Origin of the sequence: Micromonospora sp. WMMA1976 (assembly GCF_027497335.1) — a bacterium.
GTDB lineage: Bacteria > Actinomycetota > Actinomycetes > Mycobacteriales > Micromonosporaceae > Micromonospora > Micromonospora aurantiaca.
The window spans coordinates 3,084,171-3,102,493 of record NZ_CP114912.1; the positions used below are offsets into that span (position 1 = coordinate 3,084,171).

Annotated in this window: 14 protein-coding genes; 5 read left to right on the forward strand and 9 right to left on the reverse strand. The window is 75.2% G+C overall.

All coding sequences use genetic code 11. From position 1 onward, the window contains the following. Positions 1–140: 140 nt before the first annotated feature. A complete protein-coding gene (locus O7546_RS14205) occupies positions 141–482 on the reverse strand; it encodes an RNA polymerase-binding protein RbpA (RefSeq protein WP_007070998.1) in 342 nt (113 codons plus the stop codon). 223 nt (positions 483–705) lie between these two features. Between O7546_RS14205 and O7546_RS14210 the strand changes: the two genes are divergently transcribed. Next, positions 706–2,187 (forward strand): peptide MFS transporter, encoded by a 1,482-nt coding sequence (locus O7546_RS14210; RefSeq protein ID WP_194802520.1) that lies wholly within the window; start codon positions 706–708, stop codon positions 2,185–2,187. A 6-nt stretch (positions 2,188–2,193) separates the two neighbouring features. Here O7546_RS14210 and O7546_RS14215 read toward each other — a convergent pair whose 3' ends face one another. From O7546_RS14215 to O7546_RS14225, 3 genes are read right to left on the reverse strand one after another with little or no spacing between them, the layout of a single operon-like run. Next, entirely contained in the window at positions 2,194–2,784 is a 591-nt protein-coding gene (locus O7546_RS14215; RefSeq protein ID WP_194802521.1) for a pyridoxamine 5'-phosphate oxidase family protein, read from the reverse strand. A gap of 60 nt (positions 2,785–2,844) precedes the next feature. After that, positions 2,845–4,017 (reverse strand): hypothetical protein, encoded by a 1,173-nt coding sequence (locus tag O7546_RS14220; protein WP_194802522.1) that lies wholly within the window; start codon positions 4,015–4,017, stop codon positions 2,845–2,847. Between the two features lie 12 nt (positions 4,018–4,029). Next, complete coding sequence (locus O7546_RS14225) at positions 4,030–5,382, reverse strand: MFS transporter (RefSeq protein ID WP_194802523.1); 1,353 nt, start codon at positions 5,380–5,382, stop codon at positions 4,030–4,032. Between the two features lie 79 nt (positions 5,383–5,461). Between O7546_RS14225 and O7546_RS14230 the strand changes: the two genes are divergently transcribed. From O7546_RS14230 to O7546_RS14245, 4 genes are read left to right on the forward strand one after another with little or no spacing between them, the layout of a single operon-like run. After that, on the forward strand, positions 5,462–6,118 hold the full coding sequence (locus O7546_RS14230) for a TetR/AcrR family transcriptional regulator (protein WP_194802566.1): 657 nt from the start codon (positions 5,462–5,464) through the stop codon (positions 6,116–6,118). 54 nt (positions 6,119–6,172) lie between these two features. Next, positions 6,173–7,480 carry an NAD(P)-binding domain-containing protein gene (locus tag O7546_RS14235; RefSeq protein ID WP_281601065.1) on the forward strand — a complete coding sequence of 436 codons (1,308 nt, stop codon included), beginning with the start codon at positions 6,173–6,175 and terminating at the stop codon, positions 7,478–7,480. Continuing rightward, positions 7,477–8,349 carry an SDR family oxidoreductase gene (locus O7546_RS14240; protein WP_194802525.1) on the forward strand — a complete coding sequence of 291 codons (873 nt, stop codon included), beginning with the start codon at positions 7,477–7,479 and terminating at the stop codon, positions 8,347–8,349. Before O7546_RS14235 ends, O7546_RS14240 begins: the two co-directional genes overlap by 4 nt. Before the next feature lie 10 nt (positions 8,350–8,359). Beyond that, on the forward strand, positions 8,360–8,869 hold the full coding sequence (locus O7546_RS14245) for an NUDIX domain-containing protein (RefSeq protein WP_281601066.1): 510 nt from the start codon (positions 8,360–8,362) through the stop codon (positions 8,867–8,869). Here O7546_RS14245 and O7546_RS14250 read toward each other — a convergent pair. From O7546_RS14250 to O7546_RS14270, 5 genes are all read right to left on the reverse strand, one after another. Continuing rightward, positions 8,866–11,043: a glycoside hydrolase family 95 protein gene (locus tag O7546_RS14250; protein WP_281601067.1), complete on the reverse strand. Its 2,178-nt coding sequence runs from the start codon at positions 11,041–11,043 to the stop codon at positions 8,866–8,868. The genes O7546_RS14245 and O7546_RS14250 overlap by 4 nt on opposite strands. Beyond that, positions 11,040–12,059 (reverse strand): LacI family DNA-binding transcriptional regulator, encoded by a 1,020-nt coding sequence (locus O7546_RS14255; RefSeq protein WP_281601068.1) that lies wholly within the window; start codon positions 12,057–12,059, stop codon positions 11,040–11,042. Before O7546_RS14255 ends, O7546_RS14250 begins: the two co-directional genes overlap by 4 nt. Next, entirely contained in the window at positions 12,056–14,464 is a 2,409-nt protein-coding gene (locus O7546_RS14260) for a glycoside hydrolase family 3 C-terminal domain-containing protein (RefSeq protein ID WP_281601069.1), read from the reverse strand. Before O7546_RS14260 ends, O7546_RS14255 begins: the two co-directional genes overlap by 4 nt. A 239-nt stretch (positions 14,465–14,703) precedes the next feature. Next, positions 14,704–15,900, reverse strand: coding sequence for an ROK family transcriptional regulator (locus O7546_RS14265; RefSeq protein ID WP_194802530.1), 1,197 nt, complete (start codon positions 15,898–15,900; stop codon positions 14,704–14,706). A gap of 47 nt (positions 15,901–15,947) precedes the next feature. After that, positions 15,948–18,311 carry a TIM-barrel domain-containing protein gene (locus tag O7546_RS14270; protein ID WP_281601070.1) on the reverse strand — a complete coding sequence of 788 codons (2,364 nt, stop codon included), beginning with the start codon at positions 18,309–18,311 and terminating at the stop codon, positions 15,948–15,950. Positions 18,312–18,323 lie beyond the last annotated feature (12 nt).

Consider the following 18,323-nt stretch of genomic DNA (forward strand, 5'->3'; position numbering starts at 1 on the left):
GCTTGATCGACACCAGTTCGGGGAGGTGGCGGCATCAGAGCGCGTGCGATACCGCCACCTCCCCGAACTGGCGGGGCTTCGCCCGGGCAACGACAACGCCCCCGGGTGATCCCGGGGGCGTTTCGGCGCGTTACGGACGGTCAGGCACGACCGCGGCGGGTCCGGACCTCCTGGAGCCGCTCGGCGAGGATGTCCTCCAGCTCGGCGATCGAGCGCCGCTCCAGCAGCATGTCCCAGTGGGTACGCGGCGGCTTGGCCTTCTTCTGCTCCGGCTCGGTGCCGTCGACCAGGCGGGCGACGCTGCCGTCGAACTTGCACTCCCAGGTCGTCGGGACCTCGGCGTCGACGGCGAACGGCACCTCGAACTGGTGGCCCTTGGCGCAGAGGTACTCGCGGGTCTGGCGCGGCGCGAGCTCCGTGTTGCGGTCGGACTCGTAGCTGACCGCTCCCAGCCGGCTACCGCGCAGCATGCGCTCGCCCATGATCGACTTCCCCTCGTTCGTGGTGCTGGTCTTCAGGTGTAACGGCCGGTCACCGCTCGCCCATTCCCGGCCCACGCGGCAGGGCCGTACGCGGGTCGGGAGTGTCAAGGGTAACCGGCCATGACAGCTGCCCGGCGGGGTCGTCCCCGGCCGGGCCGAATCGGTGGAGTGTTTCGCCTGTCAACGGGGATGTTACCCACCTGTTTGCGTGCCGGAGGTGACGATGAGCAGTGACGCGCCGGTCGGGGCCCGACCACCAGCCGGGAAGACCTTCTTCGGTCACCCCCGCGCGCTGTCCACGCTCTTCCTCACCGAGATGTGGGAGCGGTTCAGCTTCTACGGCATGCGGGCGATCCTCGTGCTGTACCTGACCGCTGCGGTCGCCGACGGCGGACTGGACCTCGGCGAGTCCAGCGCCAACGCGGTGTACGGCACCTACAACGCCATGGTCTACCTGATGGCGCTGCCCGGCGGCTGGGTCGCCGACCGGCTGATCGGCGCGCGGCGCAGCGTGCTGTGGGGCGGCGTGGTGATCGCCGCCGGTCACTACGTGATGGCGATCCCTGCCGGGTGGAGCGTGTTCGCCGGCATGGCGCTGATCGTGCTCGGCACCGGCCTGCTCAAACCGAACATCTCCACCATGGTCGGTGACCTGTACGAACGGGACTCGCCGCGCCGCGACGCCGGGTTCTCCATCTTCTACATGGGCATCAACCTGGGCGCGTTCATCGCGCCACTGATCACCGGCTTCCTCGGCGAGAAGATCAACTGGCATCTGGGGTTCGGCGCCGCCGCGGTCGGCATGACCTTCGGCGTGCTCCAGTACGTGCTGGGCCGCCGCAACCTCGGTGACGCCGGCGCGCGTCCGGCGGACCCGCTGCTGGGCGCCGACCGGCGGCGCGCGCTGACCCGCATCGGCGTGGCATCGGTGGTGGTGCTCGCCGTCCTGCTGGTGCTGCTGGTGGCCGGCTGGTTCACCGTCGACACGGTGGTCAACCTGCTCACAGTGGTGACGGTGCTGGTCACCGTCGGCTACTTCGCGCGGATCCTCACCGACCGGGAGATCAGCGACACCGAACGCAGCCGGATGAAGGCGTACGTGTGGCTGTTCCTGTTCGCCGCCTCGTTCTGGCTCATCTACGACCAGGCCGGGTCGGTGCTGAACATCTTCGCCGCCGACCAGACCGACAGGTCGGTGGGCGGGTTCACGTTCCCGGCGTCCTGGTTGCAGTCGGTGAATCCGATCCTCATCATCATCGGCGCGCCGCTGGCCGCCGCGCTGTGGCTCAAACTCGGCCACCGGGTGTCCACGCCCACGAAGTTCGCCGTCGGCCTGGTACTCAACGGCCTGTCGTTCGTACTGATGGCCGCCGCCGCGCAGGCCGCCGTCGGCGGCGACCTGGTCTCACCGCTGTGGCTCGTCGCGGTGTACGCGGTCCAGGTCGCCGGTGAGCTGTCCCTGAGCCCGGTCGGCCTGTCCGCCACCACGAAACTCGCCCCGGTGAAGTACGCGAGCCAGATGCTGGGCCTGTGGTTCCTCGCCACCGCCGTCGGCGACGCCATCGGCGGCCAGGTGGCCCGGCTGGCCGGCACGTGGTCCCAGCCGGTGTACTTCCTGACCTTCGGGCTGGCCTCGGTGGTGCTGGGCCTGGCCGCGGTGATGTTCACCCGCCAGATCCGGCACCTGATGGCCGGCATCCACTGACCGCGCTCAGCCCGCCGGGGTCGGCGGCAGCGGCAGCGGCAGGCCGGGCAGCCCGTCGATGCTGGTGGCGACGTGGTCCTTGCCGGCGAAGTATGCGCTCAGCGACGCGTCGTCCTCCCGGGAGAACCGCCGTTCGTGCAGGTCACGGTCGGCGTCGTAGGTCATGAACGGCACCGCGTAGCCGCAGGTGTCGCGGACCAGCTCGGCGCGCACCACGATGATGGCCCGCAGGCCGTGCGGGCCCGGGTCGATGTCCGGGAAGCGGGTCAGCAGGCCGGGCCAGCGCGGGTCGTCGCGGAACACCGGCTCGCCTCGGCCGTGCACCCGCACGATGTTCGGCGGGCCGGCGAACGCGCACCACATCAGCGTGATCCGGCCGTTCTCCCGCAGGTGGGCGATGGTCTCGGCGTTGCTGCCGGCGAAGTCGAGGTACGCCACGGTGTGCTCGTCGAGCACCGCGAAGCAGCCGCGCAGCCCCTTCGGGGACAGGTTGACGGTGCCGTCACCGGACAGCGGGGCGGTGGCCACGAAGAACATCGGCTGCGCCTCGATGAAGTCCCGCAGCCGGCCGTCGATGCGCTCGTACGTCTTTCCCATGCCCCGATCCTCGCCGCCGGCCCGGGTGTGGCGCTGCCCCGTTCCCAGCCCGTGGCGGCATCAGCCGGTACGCGTACCGAGTCGCGCCAGCGCCGTCGCCAGATCGCTGACCTGGTCGGCGAGTTGCCCGGCCCGGCGCTGCGCGGCGTCCCGGTCGGCCTCGATCACCGCCGTCCGCGCGGCCAGGTCGGCCGCCCGGGCCTCCGCGGCGCTCGCCGCCCGCCGCGCGTCGGCCAGCTCCGCGGCCAGCGCGTCCCGTTCGGCGGTACGGGCGGCAGCCTGCTCGACGGCGGCGGCCACGTCGGCACGGGCGCGCTCGACGGAACCGGCAGCCTCGGCGTGGGCTCGTTCCAGTGCCGCCTCGGCGTCGGCGCGTGCCGCGTCGGCGCGGTCCCGCTCGGCGACTGCTTGCCGCGCGGCGGCGGCCTCGGCGTCGGCACGTTCGGCGGCGGCCCGGGCCGCGCGTTCCGCCTCGCCGGCCCGGGCCTGGGCGGCCTGCGCCTCGGCGCGGGACTGTTCGGCCCGGTCCAGGGCCTCGGTGGCGGAGCGGGTGGCCCGCTCGGCGTCGGCCCGGGCGGCGTCCCGTTCGGCGGTCAGCTCGGCCGCGCGGCGGCGTTCGGCGTCGCGTTCGGTGCGTACCGTGCGCAATTCGTGCCGGGCGGCGTCGCGGTCGCGTTCGGCCTGCACCCGCAGCGCCTGCGCGGCACCCGCCTCGGCGCGCGCGGCGTCGCGGGCTTCCTCCGCGGCGGCGGCCCGCTCGGCGGCGGCGGACGCGGTGGCCTGCGCCCGTTCGGCGCGGTCGGCGGCGGCGTCGCGGTCGGCGTATGCGGCGTGGGTCTGCTGCCGGTCGCGGGCCGCCGCGGCGGTCGCGTCCTCGGCCTCACGGCGGGCCTCGTCGCGTTCGGCGTGCGCGGCGGCGACCTGCGCGGCGGTCTCCGCGCGCAGGTCGGCGAGCTGCCGCTCCACACCGGCAGGGGACAGTTCGGCGTGCAGCGCCTCGGTGAGCGTCTCCACGATCTGGTCGAGCCGGTCCACCGCCTCCCAGGTGCGCGCCACCTGCCCGGGCAGGCCGGGGGAGTTGCGGTGACGCATCCGCGAGTTGCGGGCGGCCCGCTGGCAGGCGCCGTCGTTGTCCCGGCAGTAGCGGAACGGGCGGCCCGCGCCGACGCGCTGCGGGACGTCGCGTCCGCAGTGGGCGCAGGGTCGGGTGTCGGTGGCGGGCTCGGCGTCCATCGGGGGCGAAGTCTAGTGGGCCGCGTCCGCGCGGGCCGCGCCGTCGAGGGTGTAGCGGCGTTGCAGCAGCACCGCGACCACCATCACGGCGGCGGGCAGCAACCCGAAGCCGTAGCGCAGCGCGTCCAGCGCGGCCGGGGACTGGGTCACGCTCTGCCCGGCGGTCGAGGCCACGAACCCGCCGGCGGCGAGGCACAGCGCGTACGCGTAGGGACCCAGCGCCGCACCGGTGGCCTCGGTGGCGGTCCACACCCCGGTGTACGTGCCGGCCCGCTCGGTGCCGCCGGCCGCGCGGATCACGTCGGGCAGCATCGAGAATGGCAGCAGTTGCATGCCGGCGAACGCCACCCCGAGCACCGCCACGGCGGCCACCAGCACCGGCAGCCCGGCGGGGCGGCCGATCGCCAGCACCAGCGACCCGGCGGCGAACGCGGCCTGCGCGGCGAGCAGGGCGCGTTGCTTGCCGATCCGCCGCGCCACCGCCAGCCAGCCCGGCGTGACGAGCAGCGCCGGTGCGACGAACCCGGCCACCAGCACCGTCGTGAGCCCGGGGCGGCCCAGCTCGTACTCGGCGTAGTAGGGCACCCCGGCGAGCACCAGGTGGGTGGTGGTGGACATGGCCAGGTACGCGCCGACCAGCCAGCGGAACTGCCGGTCCCGCAGGCTCGCCGCCAGCGCCCGCCACCCGCCCGGGCCGTGCGGCGGGGCCGTGTCGGCGGCGGTACGGCGCAACCGGCCGATCCCGGCGACGCCGACCAGCATCGCGGCGAGCATCCCGGCCGCCAGCACCACGCCCATCCGCAGGTAACCGTCGCGTGTGGCGTCGTCGCCGCCGGCCAGCAGCGGCGCGAGCAGTCCGGAGACCAGGATGCCGAGCGTCAGCACCACCATCCGGAACGCCATCAGCCGGGTCCGCTCGTGGTAGCCGATCCGCAGGTCCGCCGGGGTCGCCAGGTAGGGCACCTGGTACGCGGCGAACAGCAGGTTGCCGGCGACGAAGAACACCGCCACCCAGCCGGCCGCGGCGGCGCCGGTGAGGCCGCCGGGCACCGCGAACAGCGCGGCGAACGCCAGCGGCAGCACACATCCGGCCAGCAGCAGCCGGCGGCGGTGGCCCCGGCGGGCCTGCTCGACGTCGCAGCGGTGCCCGATCCACGGGTGCAGCAGCACGTCGGCGATCTTCGGCAGCAGCAGCGTGAGCCCGGCGAGCCACGGCGCGACGGCCAGCACGTCGGTCAGGAAGTAGAGCAGCAGCAGCCCCGGCACGGTGACCCAGACGCCCATGCCGAGCGAGCCGGTGGCGAACCCGACGAGCGGGCCGCGCGGCAGGGTGACCGCGTCGGAGCGCTGATCCAGCCCGGTCATGGCGGTCTCCTGTCCTCGGGGCACGCCGTCCCCAATCCAACGGTTGCTGGATTGTAGGGGGAACAATGGCCGGATGACCATGCCCCGCCGCCGGCCCGGTCGGCCCCGCCGCGACGACCAGCGGCCGACCCGTGACCTGGTGCTCGCCGCCGCCACCGCGTTGTTCGCCGAGCGGGGCTTCGACGCGGTGAGCGTCCGCGACGTCGCCGCCGCCGCGGGCGTGGACGCGGCCACCGTCGTGCACCACACCGGCACCAAGGCGCAGCTCTACGACGCCTGCTTCGCCCGGGTGTTCAGCGCCGAGCGGCAGGTCGTCGAGGCGGCGGGGGAACGCGCCCGGGCGGCCCTGGCGGCGGGCCCGCAGGACGCGCTGCGCGCGCTGCACGACCTGCTGGACGTGTTCGTCGACTTCCTGGAGGACCGGCCGGAGACGACAGCGCTGTGGCTGCGCCGCTGGCTGGAGCCGCAGCGGCACGGCGAACTGGACCGCCGCTACGCCGCCCCGCTGTACGGGCTGGTCGAGGAGCTGCTGGTGGCGGCGTCCGGAGCGGGCGCCCTGACCGAACCGACCCCGCACGTGACGGTGCGTTCCCTGGTCTGGGCGGTGCACGGGCACGTGGTGGCGCTCGCCGCCGGGACCGGCTCGGATGCGCGGGAGCGGCGGGAGTTCCGGGCGTTCGTGCACCGGTTCCTCGACGCGCTGTACGCCGGCGGCGCGGGAGGCACCCGCCCTTGACGCCGGCCCGCGCTCCGGGGATTATCCATCGGTCGTTGGATTAAGGAGGCGGGCATGGCCGCACCCAGGGTCGCTGTCGTCGGCGCCGGAGCCGCCGGCCTGGCCACACTCAAGGCGCTCGCCGACGCCGGTGTCCCGGCCGTCGCGTTCGAGACGGCCGACACGCTCGGCGGCCTCTGGGTGTACGGCGCACCCGGCTCGCCCGCGTACCGCACGCTGCACCTGAACACCAGCAGGGGACGCACCGAGTTCGCCGACCACCCGATGCCCGCCGACTGGCCGGACTACCCCGACCACACCCGGATCGCGGGCTACCTCGGCGACTACGCCGACCGGTTCGGGCTGCGCGAGGCGGTACGGCTGCGGCACACCGTCGACCGGGTCACCCGCACCGGCGACGGCTGGCGGGTGCGGGCCACCGGACCGGACGGCCCGGTCGCTGTCGACGTCGAGGCGGTGGTGGTCGCCAACGGGCACAACCGGGTGCCGAAGCGGCCCGAGCCGTACCCGGGCGAGTGCACCGCCGAGCAGATGCACAGCCACGACTACCGCGGCCCGGAACAGCTCGCCGGCCGCCGTGTCCTCGTGGTCGGCGGCGGCAACTCCGCCATGGACATCGCCGTCGACGCCTCGTACGCCGCCGCGCGGACGCTGCTGTCGCTGCGCCGCGGCGTCTGGGTGGTACCCAAGTACCTGCTCGGCCGCCCGTCGGACACGCTCAACGGCGCGCTGGCCCGCCGGCTGCCGTGGCGGCTGCGCCAGCGGATCAGCCAGACCATGATCACCACAGCGGTCGGGCCGCCCACCCGGTACGGGCTACCAGCACCGGCGCACGGCTTCCTCCAGGACCACCCGACGCTGTCCGACGCGCTGCTGTCCCGGCTCACCCACGGCGACATCCAGGCCCGGCCCGGCATCGCCCGCTTCGACGGCGACCGGGTCGAGTTCACCGACGGCCGCCACGACGACGTCGACCTGGTCGTCTGGTGCACCGGCTACCGGGTCGAGATGCCGTTCCTCGACCCGGCGCTGCTCGGCGACGGCGCCGACCGGCTGCCGCTGTACCGGCACGTGTTCCACCTGGACGCCCCTGGCCTGGCGTTCGTCGGGCTCATGCAGTCCACCGGCGCGGCGTTCCCCCTGGTCGAGGCGCAGGCCCGGCTGGTGGCCGCGCGCCTGGCCGGCACCTGGGCGCCACCGGACCCGGCCCGGCAGGCCGCCGCCTGCCGCGACGAGCTGCGCGCCGCCACCGCCCGGTGGGGGCAGCGCCGCCCGCACATGCGCGTCGACTTCGACGTCTACCTGGCCGAGCTAAGCCGCGAACTGGCCGCCGGTCGGCGCCGCGCGGGAGCGGGACGATGAGCGCGGCAGGCAAGGGGCGGGCCGGAGTGGACGCGTCGGTCCGTGGCAGCGGGCTGGCCGGACGGCGGGTGCTGGTCACCGGCGCCCGGGGCACGTTCGGGCAGCACCTGGGCGCGGCGCTGACCGCCGCCGGCGCGCAGGTGGTCGGGCTGGACCTGCACGCCGACCTCGACGCCACGCCGCCGGTGCTCGGCGTCGACCTGACCGACCCGGCCGCGACGCCACCGGCGGTGGCTGCAGCGGTCGACCGGCTCGGCGGGCTGGACCTGCTGATCAACAACGCCGGGGTGGGCGGGCCCGCGCCCGCCGAGCTGCCGCCGGACGAGGTGGTACGCCGCCAGATCGAGGTGAACCTGCTCGCCTCCTGGCGCACCACCGCCGCCGCGATGCCCGCCCTGGAGGCGGCCCGCGGCCGGGTGATCTTCGTGGCCAGCCGGATGGCGGTGCTGCCGCTGCCCCTCGCAGCCGCGTACGGCGTCAGCAAGCGGGCGCTCGTCGCGTACGCCGACGCGTTGCGCCACGAGGTAGGCACCCACGTCGGCGTCAGCGTCGTCTACCCGAGCATGGTCGCCTCCCCGATCCACGACAGCACGGTGGCGGCCGGACTGTCGCTGAGCGGGGTGTCCCGCCCGGAGCCGGTCGAGGGGGTGGTGGCGGCGATCCTGCGCGCCGCCACCGCCCGGCGCGCGCCACGGGACGTGGCCACCACCCGGCGCGGCCGGATCGAACTGGCGCTGGCCCGCCACGCTCCGGCCCTCGCGGACCGGATGGTGCGCCGTACCGTCGCCACCCGGCTGGCCGCCGGTGACCTGGACGGTGCGGCGCTGGCCGAGGGCATGGTCCGGCGGCACCGGCAGGACCGCCGGTAGCCTGCTCGGCATGGCCGTCTCGCCCTACATCGCCCGGCTGCGCCGCCACGTCGGCCACGACCTGCTCATGCTGTACGGCGTCAGCGGCGTGGTCACCGACGACGCGGGACGGGTGCTGCTGGCCCGCCGGGGCGACAACGGCCGCTGGTCCGTGCCGGCGGGCACCGTCGACCCGGGCGAGCAGCCGGCCGACGCGCTGGTGCGCGAGGTCCACGAGGAGACCGGCGTCAAGGTGGCGATCGACCGGCTCGCCGGCGTCGCCACCCACCCGGTGGTCTACCCCAACGGCGACGCCTGCGAATACCTGAACATCTGGTTCCGCTGCCGGGCGGTCGGCGGCGCGCCGACCGCCGACGGCGACGAGTCGCTGGCGGTGGCCTGGTTCGCCCCGGACGCACTGCCCGACCTGGACGACTGGGCACGGCTGCGGATCGGCACCGCGCTGACCGACGACGCCCCGCCCTGGTACGCCGCGCCGGGCCAGAGCCACCCGGCGCTGCACCAGCCCGACAACCTCTAGGCGAACAGCACCTCGTACGGCCGGTCCGGGGCCAGATCCACCGCACAGTGGCCGCCGGGCGCGTGCACCACCACGCGCTGCGCCACCGGCGACACCAGCCGCGCCCGGATCCGGCCCGGCGCCCAGGTCAGCTCCTCGACGGTGACCCGGCCCCGGCAGGTGATGCCGCGCAGCGTCCCGGCGGGCAGATCCGGCAGCGGCGCCGGCAGCAGCCGCAGCGTTCCCGGGCGCGACTGCACCAGCGACTCGATCAGCACCGCCGGCAGCGCGTGCGCGGCGTCGGCGTTGTACGTGGTCCGGCCCGGGTTGTGCGCGCTCATCAGCGACCGGAAGAACATGTCCGCGCCGACGATCTTGCGCAGGTTCGCCGCGACCAGGTCGCCGTCACGCAGCCGTGCCGCCGCCAGCGCCCGGTGCAGGCTGCCGTGCGCGGACCGGTTCTCGTCGCCGCGCAGCGTCAGTGCCCGGTGCGCGGCGACGGCCAGCTCCGGGGTGTCGTCCCTGTCGATCTCGTGCAGCGGCCACACCGGGTACAGGTGGCTGACGTGCCGGTGGTCCTCGTCGCCGGTGCTGCCGGGCCACGCCCACTCGGCGAGCGCGCCGCGCCCGTCCACCAGGTAGTCCGGCGGCCGTATCCCGGCCCACCGGTCGTCGCCTGTGACCTCGGCGGCCAGCCGCAGCGCGTGCCGGGCCGCCGCGACGTCCATCGTGGCGTTCACCGCGACCGGCGCGGTCCGGCCGGTGTCGTCGTACGGGCCGGTCTCCGGCGAGTACGACGGCACCAGCACCGGCCGCCCGTCCACAGCGGTCAGCACGTCCGCGAAGAAGTCCGCCACCTCGGCCAGCCAGCCGGCCACCTCGCCCAGCGGCTCACCGGTGACCAGCTGATGTTCGTGCAGCGGATGCAGCAGCCAGTCCGCGCCGGCCAGCCACGCGGTGAACGGCCAGTCCGGGTGGACGTGGAACAGGTGCCCGTGCTCACCGTCGGTGCGGCTGGGCGCCAGCAACCCGCGTGCCCCGTACACGGCCCGCGCGTTGGCACGCCAGTGGTCCACCTGGGCGACGACCAGCCGGGCGTGCGCGGCTGTCACCTCCGGCAGCGCGCCCACGTTCGCACCGGCCAGTTGCAGGTTGAGGTTCGCGTCGGTGGTGAAGTCGCCGGCCCACGCCGCGTCCCACGAGCCCAGCCACAGCCCGGTCAGCCGGGGCGGCAGCACCCCGCTGGCGCTGAACAGCAGGTACCGGCCGGCGTGGAACAACCGTTCCAGCAGCGCCGGGTCCAGCCGGTCCGGCGCGTCGGCCTGCCGGGCCAGCAGCTCACCCACTGGTAGCGCCCGGTCGGCATCCGGCACGCCGAGGTCCAGGCCGACCCGGGTGTACGGACCACGATGGCGCGGTACGTGCCGGGCCAGCAGCGTGCCGTAGTCCCCGGCCAGCGCGGCGAGCCGTCGCTCCGCAACCCGGGTCCGCCACGGCGGCGCGTCGGGCCGGTCCACGAGCGTGGTGAGCAGCGCCGGTCGGCGTACCCGCACCCGGTCGCCGTCGACGCTCACGTCGCCACGCAGCAACGTCAGTCCTTCGAACCCGTACGCGCCGCCGGCGTGCGGGTAGCGGGCGCGTATCCGCAGGAACACCAGCCCGTCGCGGCGGTACGCGGCGCGCTCGTAGACCACGTCGGCCGGTCGGCCGGGCAGCTCACCGGTCGCCCCCACCACGCAGTCGCCCTGGTCGAGGTGCAGCACCGCGACACCGTCGGCGCGGGAGGCGAAGCAGCGCCGCCGCCCGCCCGACCACTCGACGGTCACCTCGCCGGTGGTGAAGTCGGTGTCGCGCCGGTAGTCGCGCACCGGTCCGGGCGCGGCATCGACGGTGAGCGCGTACCCGGGGTGGAACGACTGGGTCCACTCCAGCTCACGGCCGCCGGTGAGCAGCCGGGCGGCCTCGGCACGGCGTCCGGCGAGCACCAGTGCGCGGATGTGCGGCATCCGGCCGGCCAGCTCCGGCGCACGCGCGTGCCGGGTGCCGTTGGGCAGGACGAGCCGGTGGTGGTTCACCACGATCCGTTCCGCGTGCGGCCGCCCGTGGACCATGAGTCCCAGCTCGCCGTTGCCGGTGAGGAAGGCGTCCGTCCAGTCGCCTGCCGGCGCGGTGTCGTGGATGCGGTGCGCAGTCACTGGCCGGCGCTGGTGTCCCGCACGGTGAGGTGCGGTTCCAGCAACGTCACCTCCGGCACTCCCTCGCCGCTCAACCGCCGCATCAGCAGCGCCACCGCCTGGCGGCCGACCTCCTCGGCGGGCACCGGTACGCAGGTGAGCCCGGACTGCTCGGCCAGCTCGTCCGGGCAGATCGCGACCACCGACACGTCGCGGGGCACCCGGCGGCCCAGCAGGGGCAGCGTGGCGAGCACCGGCCCGACCGCCGACTCGTTCTGCACGACCAGCCCGGTGACGTCCGGGTGGTCGGCGAGCAGCGCCTCCAGATTGCGGCGCACCGCGGCCGGTCCCTCCTCGCAGGGCCGGGTCACCGCGTCGACGCCGAGCCGCTCGGCGGCGGCGCGTACCCCGGCGCGGGTGCGGTGGGCGAACCCGGTGCCCCGGTCGTAGACCGCGGCGGGCGCGCCGAGCAGCGCGATGCGCCGGTGCCCGGCGGCGGCCAGGTGTTCCACGCACAGCTCACCGGCGCGCCGGAAGTCGAGGTCCACGCAGGCCAGTCCGGTGCTGTCGGCGGGGTGCCCGATCAGGACACCCGGCAGCGCCAGGTCCCGCAGCAGCGGCACCCGGGAGTCCTCCAGCTCCACGTCCATCAGCAGCACGCCGTCGACGAGTGCGCTGCCGGCGATGCGGTGCAGCCCGGCCGGTCCCTCGTCGGCGGTGACCAGCAGCACGTCGTGGTCGTAGCTGCGGGCGGTGGTGACCACTGCGGTGGCGAAACGCATCACCACCGGCACCTGCATGCCGGTACGCAGCGGCAGCACCAGCGCGATCACGTTCGCCTTACGGCTGGCCAGCGCGCGGGCCCCGGCGTGCGGGTGGTAGCCCAGCGCGCGGACACTGGCGAGCACCCGGCCGCGGGTGGTGGCCGAGATGGTGCGTTTGCCGCTGAGCACGTACGACACCGTGCTGGCGGCCACCCCGGCGTGCCGGGCCACGTCGGCGATGGTGACCTGCTCACCCGGGGTGCGCCCGCTCACCGGGCCGCTCCGATGCGGGAGTCCGCCGGCTCGGCCGTGGCGTCGCCGCCGGTAACGGTCAGCGTGCCGGCCAGCCGGATGTCGCGCGCGGACCGGCCGACGAGCACGGAGTGGACGGCGTCCTCCACCACCATCGCGGCGCGGGTCTCGTCCCACCAGGCCAGATCGGCGGTACGCAGCCGCAGCGTCACCCGGGCGGCGCAGCCCGGGTCGAGCGTGACGCGGGCGAAGTCGCGCAACTGCCGCAGCGGCTGCTTGACCCGGGAGCGCCGCTGCCGGGTGTAGAGCTGCACGACCTCGGTGCCCGGGCGGCGGCCCGTGTTGGTGACCTCGACGCTCACCTCCACCTCCTCGCCGGCACGCGCCGTGGCGGTGCTCAACCGGAGGTCAGCGTAGTCGAACGTGGCGTAGCTGAGCCCGTGCCCGAACGGGTACAGCGGCTCACCCCGGTGGTACAGGTAGGTGGCGTCGGCGCCGATGACGTCGTAGTCGAGCAGGTCGGGCAGTTCGGCGGCGTCGGCGTACCAGGTCTGGGTGAGCCGCCCGCCCGGGTCGGCCGCCCCGAGCAGCACGTCGGCGAGCCCGTTGCCGTGTTCCTGTCCACCGTGGGCGCTCCACAGCACCGCCGGCACGTGTTCCTGTGCCCAGCCCGCCGCGTACGGGTAGCTGCTGGTCAGCGCCAGCACGGTACGCGGGTTCGCGGCGTGCACGGCCCGCAGCAGTTCGGCCTGGCCGGTGGGCAGCGCCAGGTCGGCCCGGTCCTCGGTCTCCCGGCCGTTGACCATCGGGTGGTTGCCGAGCACCACCACGGCCACGTCGGCGGCGGCGGCGAGCGCGGCGGCAGCGGCAGCTCCGTCGACGAGCAGCGTCACGGTGAACACGGCCGGGTCGCCGGTGGCGACGCTCAGCCGCCCGTCAGGTGCGACGCCGACGTGCCGCCCGGTGGCCAGGTGGTGCAGCAGCGCGGTGCCGTCGGGCCGGTGGTGCAGGCGGAACGTCTCGCGTACCACCCAGCCGCCGGGCCCGTCGCGGTCGGCGACGAGCGCCCCGGTGTCGTCGGCGCCGACGTACCGGCCGGTGTCCGCGGCGCGCAGCGCCACCACGTCCTGCCCCCAGTCGACCACGTCGAACTCGGCCGGGCTGTCGCCGAGCGCCAGCGGGCCCTCGTCGTCGTGGCGTACCGCCCGGTCGCCGACGTGCAGGGTGATCCGGTCGGTGCCGGGGTGGGTGGTCACAGCGGGCAGCCGCCCGAGCAGCCCGCCGTACGGGCTGATCGCGTACGGCGGGGTGCCGCTGTACCAGTCGGTGAGCACGGTGTCGGCGAGCGGGCCGAGCACGGCGACCCGGGTGCCGGGGCGCAGCGGCAGCAGGCCGTCGTTGCGCAGCAGCACCACCGACTGGCGGGCGGCCTCGCGGGCGAGTTCCCGGTGGGCGAGGCTGTCGAGCGTGTCCGGCGGCACGTCGTCGTGCGGGTCCGGGGCCAGGTCGCCGAGCCGCGACCGGACGGACAGGATCCGCCGCACCGCCCGGTCCACGTGGGAGGGCTCGATCAGCCCGCGCGCCAGCGCCTCGGTGAGCCGTTCCACTGTGGGGGCGCTGTCCTCGTCGTCCTCGGTGAAACTGTCGATGCCGGCGCGCAGCGCAGCGGCGAAGCCGGCCACGTGGTCGGGCAGGTACTCCTGCACGCCGGCGATGTTGCCGACCGCCCCGGCGTCACCGACCACCATGATCTCGTCGTCGGCGTAGCCGCGCAGCTCACCCTCGATCAGTGGGCTCAGGTGCGCCGGTACGCCGTCGACCAGGTTGTACGACGCCATCACCGCCACCGCCGCGCCCGCCGCCAGGGGAGCGCGGAACGCGGGCAGCTCGTACTCGTGCAGCACCCGCGGCGGCAGGTCGCTGGAGGTGGTGGCCCGGTCGGTCTCGTTGTTGTAGCCGAGGAAGTGCTTGAGCGTCGGCGCGGTCCGCAGCCGGATCGGGTGGTCGCCGCGCAACCCCAGCGCGTACGCGGTGGCGAGCCGGCCGGTCAGCCACGGGTCCTCGGACCAGCCCTCCTCGTTGCGCCCCCACCGGGGGTCGCGCAGCGGGTTGACCACCGGCGCCCACACGTTGAGGCCGACGCGGTCCGGGTCGGCCCGGTGCTTGACCCGCACCTCGTCGCCGACGGCGGACCCGACCGCCCGGATCAGGTCCGGGTTCCAGCTCGCGGCGAGGCCGATCGCCTGCGGGAAGACGGTGGCGGTGCCGAGCCACGCGACGCCGTGCAGCGCCTCGGTGCCGGTGCGGAACGCGCGCAGGCCGAGCCGGGGCACCGGCGCCTGCCACTGGTGCAGCAGGCCGAGCTTCTCCGGCAGCGTGAGCCGGGCCAGCAGGTCGTCGAGACGGTGGGGGACGAGGTCGGTCATGTTGGGCGCCTCCGGTCGGCGTTCGGGCCGCCGCTCGTTCGTCGAAGCGCTTCGACGAACGAGCCGGTGATGCGGCGGCGCGTACGCGAGAAAGGGGTGGTGGGGGTCGGCGGCGTCGGCCCGGAGCGGTGGTGAAGCGCTTCGACAACCGCCGAAAAACACGCCGCTTCGCAGGTTGCCCCGGTCCCGGAACGCGGCGCTACCGAGGTTGACACCTTCCGGCGGGTGCGGTCAAGGGGTCATCCGGCGGGCAGGCGTCCCGCCTCCACGGTGGCCAGCGCGGCGGTGGCCCCACCCAGCGCGCCGGCCGCGGACCCGAGCGTGCTGACCTCCAGCCGTACGCCGGGCGGGACGGGTGTGCGGGCGGCGAGTTCGGCGTGGGCGGCCGGCAGCAGCCACGGCGCGAGCGCCGCCAGGTGGCCGCCGACCACCACCACCTCCGGGTCGAGCAGCCCGGACAGCACCGACACCGCCTGCCCGAGCAGCCGGCCGATCTCGGTGAGCCCGGTCCGTACCGGCTCGTCCCCGGCGCGGGCCAGGGCCTGGATCCGCTCGATCTCCGGCAGGTGGTCGGTGACCGGCCCGGCGTCCGGCAGCAGCCGGCCGATCACCGCGTCCACGCCGAGGAGCGCGGTGAGGCAGCCGCGCCGCCCGCAGTCGCAGGGCGGGCCGTCGGCGGCCAGCGGCAGGTGCCCGATGTCGCCGGCGAAGCCGCGGCCGCCGCGCAGCAGCCGGCCGCCGCTGATCAGGCCCGCGCCGATCGTCGGGCCGCCGGTGAGGTGCACCAGGTCGGTGGTGGCGGCGTACGGGCCGTGCCGCCGCTCGGCCAGCACGGCGAGGTTGGCCTCGGTGTCGACGGTGACGGGGAAGCCCCTGTCGCGCAGCGCGCGGCGCACCGACGCGGCAAGCGGCACACCGCGCCAGCCCAGCGCCGGGGCGGCCGGCACGTCGCCGTCCGGATCGACCAGCCCTGGTACGGCAACGGTCAGGCCGAGCACGGTGCGGTCGGCGCCGATGCGGGTGACGGCCCGCCGGACCAGGGCGGCGAGCGCCTTCACCGTCTCCTCCGGGCCGGCGGTGGCGGCGGGGAACGCGCGCCGCCAGGTGAGCACCGGGTCGCCGCCCAGCCCGGCGGCGACCGCCACCAGTTCGTCCGCGCCGACGCGCAGGCCGAGCCCGGCGTAGCGGGAGCCGTCGAGCACGAGCATGGTGGCCGGGCGGCCGACCCGGTTCTCGGTCAGCCCGGTCTCGCGCAGCAGGCCGTGCTCGATCAGTTCGGCGACCAGGCTGGAGACGGTGGCCTTGTTCAGCCCGGTGCGCGCGGCGACGTCGGCCCGGGAGCAGGGGGCGTGCCGGCGGACGTGCCGGAGCACCGCGGCCCGGTTGGTCACCCGCACGTCGCCGAGATCGGCCGTCGGCCGGTCGATGCTGATCACGTACTGCCCGCCTCCTGCGCCCGGCCCGAGTTCGGCTACAGCTTAAACTAAATGGGCGAGATTCCGGCCGGCCGGTCTCCGCCGCCGAACCACGGCGCGAACGGCGTCACCGGGACCGGCTCGCCGCCGAGCACCACCCGGCGCGGCGGATCCTCCCCGACCACGCTGACCCGCCGCACGTCCAGCGGCCCGTCCACGCGTACACGCAGCGTGTCCCCGTCGCGTGCGGCGGTGATCGTGGTGTCGCCGTCGGGGTCCCGCACCACGCCCACGCCGTCGCCGCCGCCCCAGGCCACCAGCGTGACGTCCCGGAACGGGCCGGTACCGACCGTCGCCGCGGGCGCCACCGTGGGGATCAGCGCGCCGTGCCGCACGTACAGCGGCAGCCGGTCGATGGGTACGCGCACCCGCAGGTGCCGGCCGCCGGGGTGCCGCTGCCCGGTGTACGCGTCCAGCCAGTCGTCGCCCGCCGGCAGGTACACGGCGCGTTCGCCGGACGGGTCGAGCACCGGCGCCACCAGCAGGTCGGGGCCGAGGCGGTACTGGAGGTCGGCGGTCCAGGCGGCCGGGTCGTCCGGGGTGTCGACGAGCAGCGCCCGCATCATCGGGCCGCCGGTACGGGCGCTCGCCACCGCCGCCGACCAGAGGTACGGCAGCAGCCGGTAGCGCAGCCGCAGCGCGTCCACCGCGTGCCGTTCCGCCTCGGGCGGGAACTCCCACGGCAGGCGGCTGGTGGTGCCGTGCAGCCGTACCAGCGGGGAGAGCGCGCCGAACTGGGTCCAGCGCACGTACAGGTCCGGTTCGGGGGTGCCGTGGAAGCCGCCGGTGTCGTGGCTCCAGAACGGCACGCCGGACAGCCCGTGGGACAGGCCGCCGCGCAGCGTGCTGGCCATGCCGGGCCAGGTGGCGTTGACGTCGCCGCTCCACTGGGCGCTGTGCCGCTGCCCGCCCAGGTACGACGAGCGCGCCCACACGGTACGGTGCCCGGCCACCTCCTCGGTGACGTCGGCGACCGCGTCGTTGAACAGCAGCGCGTAGACGTTGTGCAGTTCCACACCGGTCATGCCGTTGTGGGCGACCGCGTCGGCGGGTACGCCCTCGGCGAAGTCGGTCTTGAACACCGCGACGCCCTGCGCCAGCAGTGGCCGCAGCAGGCCCTGGAACCAGCGCACCGCGGCCGGGTTCGTGAGGTCCACGACGGCGCCAGCCGGGTAGCTGCCGTGCCAGGTGTCGGCGACGTACGTGCCGCCGTCGGGATGGCGCAGGAAGTACCCGGCGGCCTCGGCCTCGGCGTAGAGCGGGCTGCCGGTCATCAGGTACGGGTTCATCCACAGGCACACCCGGAAGCCCTGCTCGGTGAGGTCCTTGAGCATGCCGTCCGGGTCGGGGAAGGCGTCGGCGTCCCAGCGCAGGTCCGACCAGTGCCCGGCGACCTGCCAGTAGCAGTCCAGGTGCAGCACGTCGCAGGGGACGTCCCGCTCGCGGAGGCGCCGGGCCCGCTCCAGCACCCGCTGCTGGCTGTCCGGGAAGAAGCCGGACGAGATCCACGCGCCGAACGCCCACCGCGGCGGCAGGTACGGCCGCCCGGTCAGCGAGTCGAGCCGGTCGAGCACCCGCTCCGGGGTGGGCCCGGCCAGCACGTAGTAGTCGAGCAGGTCGTCCGGGACGAGGATCTGCACGCTGCTGTGGGTGCTCGCGCACACGTCGAACTGCACCGGCAGCCCGCTGTCGACGAGGACGCCGTAGCCGCGGTCGGACAGGTAGAACGGCACGTTCTTGTGCGAGCGGTCGGACTCGCCGCCGAAGGCGTCGAAGTTCCACATCAGCGGTCGCTGGCCGCGCTTGTCCAGCGGCGTGAACTTCTCGCCGAAGCCGACGAACCGTTCGTCGCCGGGTGCCACGAAGCTCTCGTGCCAGGCGACCGGCTCGCCGTCGACTGTGGAGCGGCCGAGCGGCAGCGTGCGGCGGCGGCCGCTGATGTCCCGCGTACCACCGTCGGAGGCCAGTAGCAGCCGCCCGTCGGAGGCGAGGAAGCGCAGCCCCCACGGGTCCAGGCGCACCTCGGCGACCACGCCGCCGGCGCCCACCCGGACGTGCCCGTCGGCCACGGTCACCGTCGCCGGGTGCGGCTGCGGGTGGACCAGCGTCAGCGCGGCCGCGGACCGGCTGCGGACGGAGAGGTCGTCGGCGAGGCGTACCCGGATGATCCCGTCTCCGGCGGCCTCGACGCGCGCGACCAGCGTGCGGCCGGACGCGCAGGTCGCGGTGAGCGTGACGCCGTGCGCGTCGGTCGCGGCGACCTCGGCCCGCAGCACGTCGTCGGCGCCCTCCTCGCCGGGGGCGCGGACCGGCAGGTCGGGCGGGTCGGCCACGAACGTCTCGTACGGGACCAGCGGCGGGCGGTACGGCATGGGCGTCTCCTC

Coding starts and splice junctions, on each gene's coding strand:
- O7546_RS14205 (WP_007070998.1), bottom strand. CDS start 482: ATGGGCGAGCGCATGCTGCGCGGTAGCCGGCTGGGAGCGGTCAGCTAC.
- O7546_RS14210 (WP_194802520.1), top strand. CDS start 706: ATGAGCAGTGACGCGCCGGTCGGGGCCCGACCACCAGCCGGGAAGACC.
- O7546_RS14215 (WP_194802521.1), bottom strand. CDS start 2,784: ATGGGAAAGACGTACGAGCGCATCGACGGCCGGCTGCGGGACTTCATC.
- O7546_RS14220 (WP_194802522.1), bottom strand. CDS start 4,017: ATGGACGCCGAGCCCGCCACCGACACCCGACCCTGCGCCCACTGCGGA.
- O7546_RS14225 (WP_194802523.1), bottom strand. CDS start 5,382: ATGACCGGGCTGGATCAGCGCTCCGACGCGGTCACCCTGCCGCGCGGC.
- O7546_RS14230 (WP_194802566.1), top strand. CDS start 5,462: ATGCCCCGCCGCCGGCCCGGTCGGCCCCGCCGCGACGACCAGCGGCCG.
- O7546_RS14235 (WP_281601065.1), top strand. CDS start 6,173: ATGGCCGCACCCAGGGTCGCTGTCGTCGGCGCCGGAGCCGCCGGCCTG.
- O7546_RS14240 (WP_194802525.1), top strand. CDS start 7,477: ATGAGCGCGGCAGGCAAGGGGCGGGCCGGAGTGGACGCGTCGGTCCGT.
- O7546_RS14245 (WP_281601066.1), top strand. CDS start 8,360: ATGGCCGTCTCGCCCTACATCGCCCGGCTGCGCCGCCACGTCGGCCAC.
- O7546_RS14260 (WP_281601069.1), bottom strand. CDS start 14,464: ATGACCGACCTCGTCCCCCACCGTCTCGACGACCTGCTGGCCCGGCTC.
- O7546_RS14270 (WP_281601070.1), bottom strand. CDS start 18,311: ATGCCGTACCGCCCGCCGCTGGTCCCGTACGAGACGTTCGTGGCCGAC.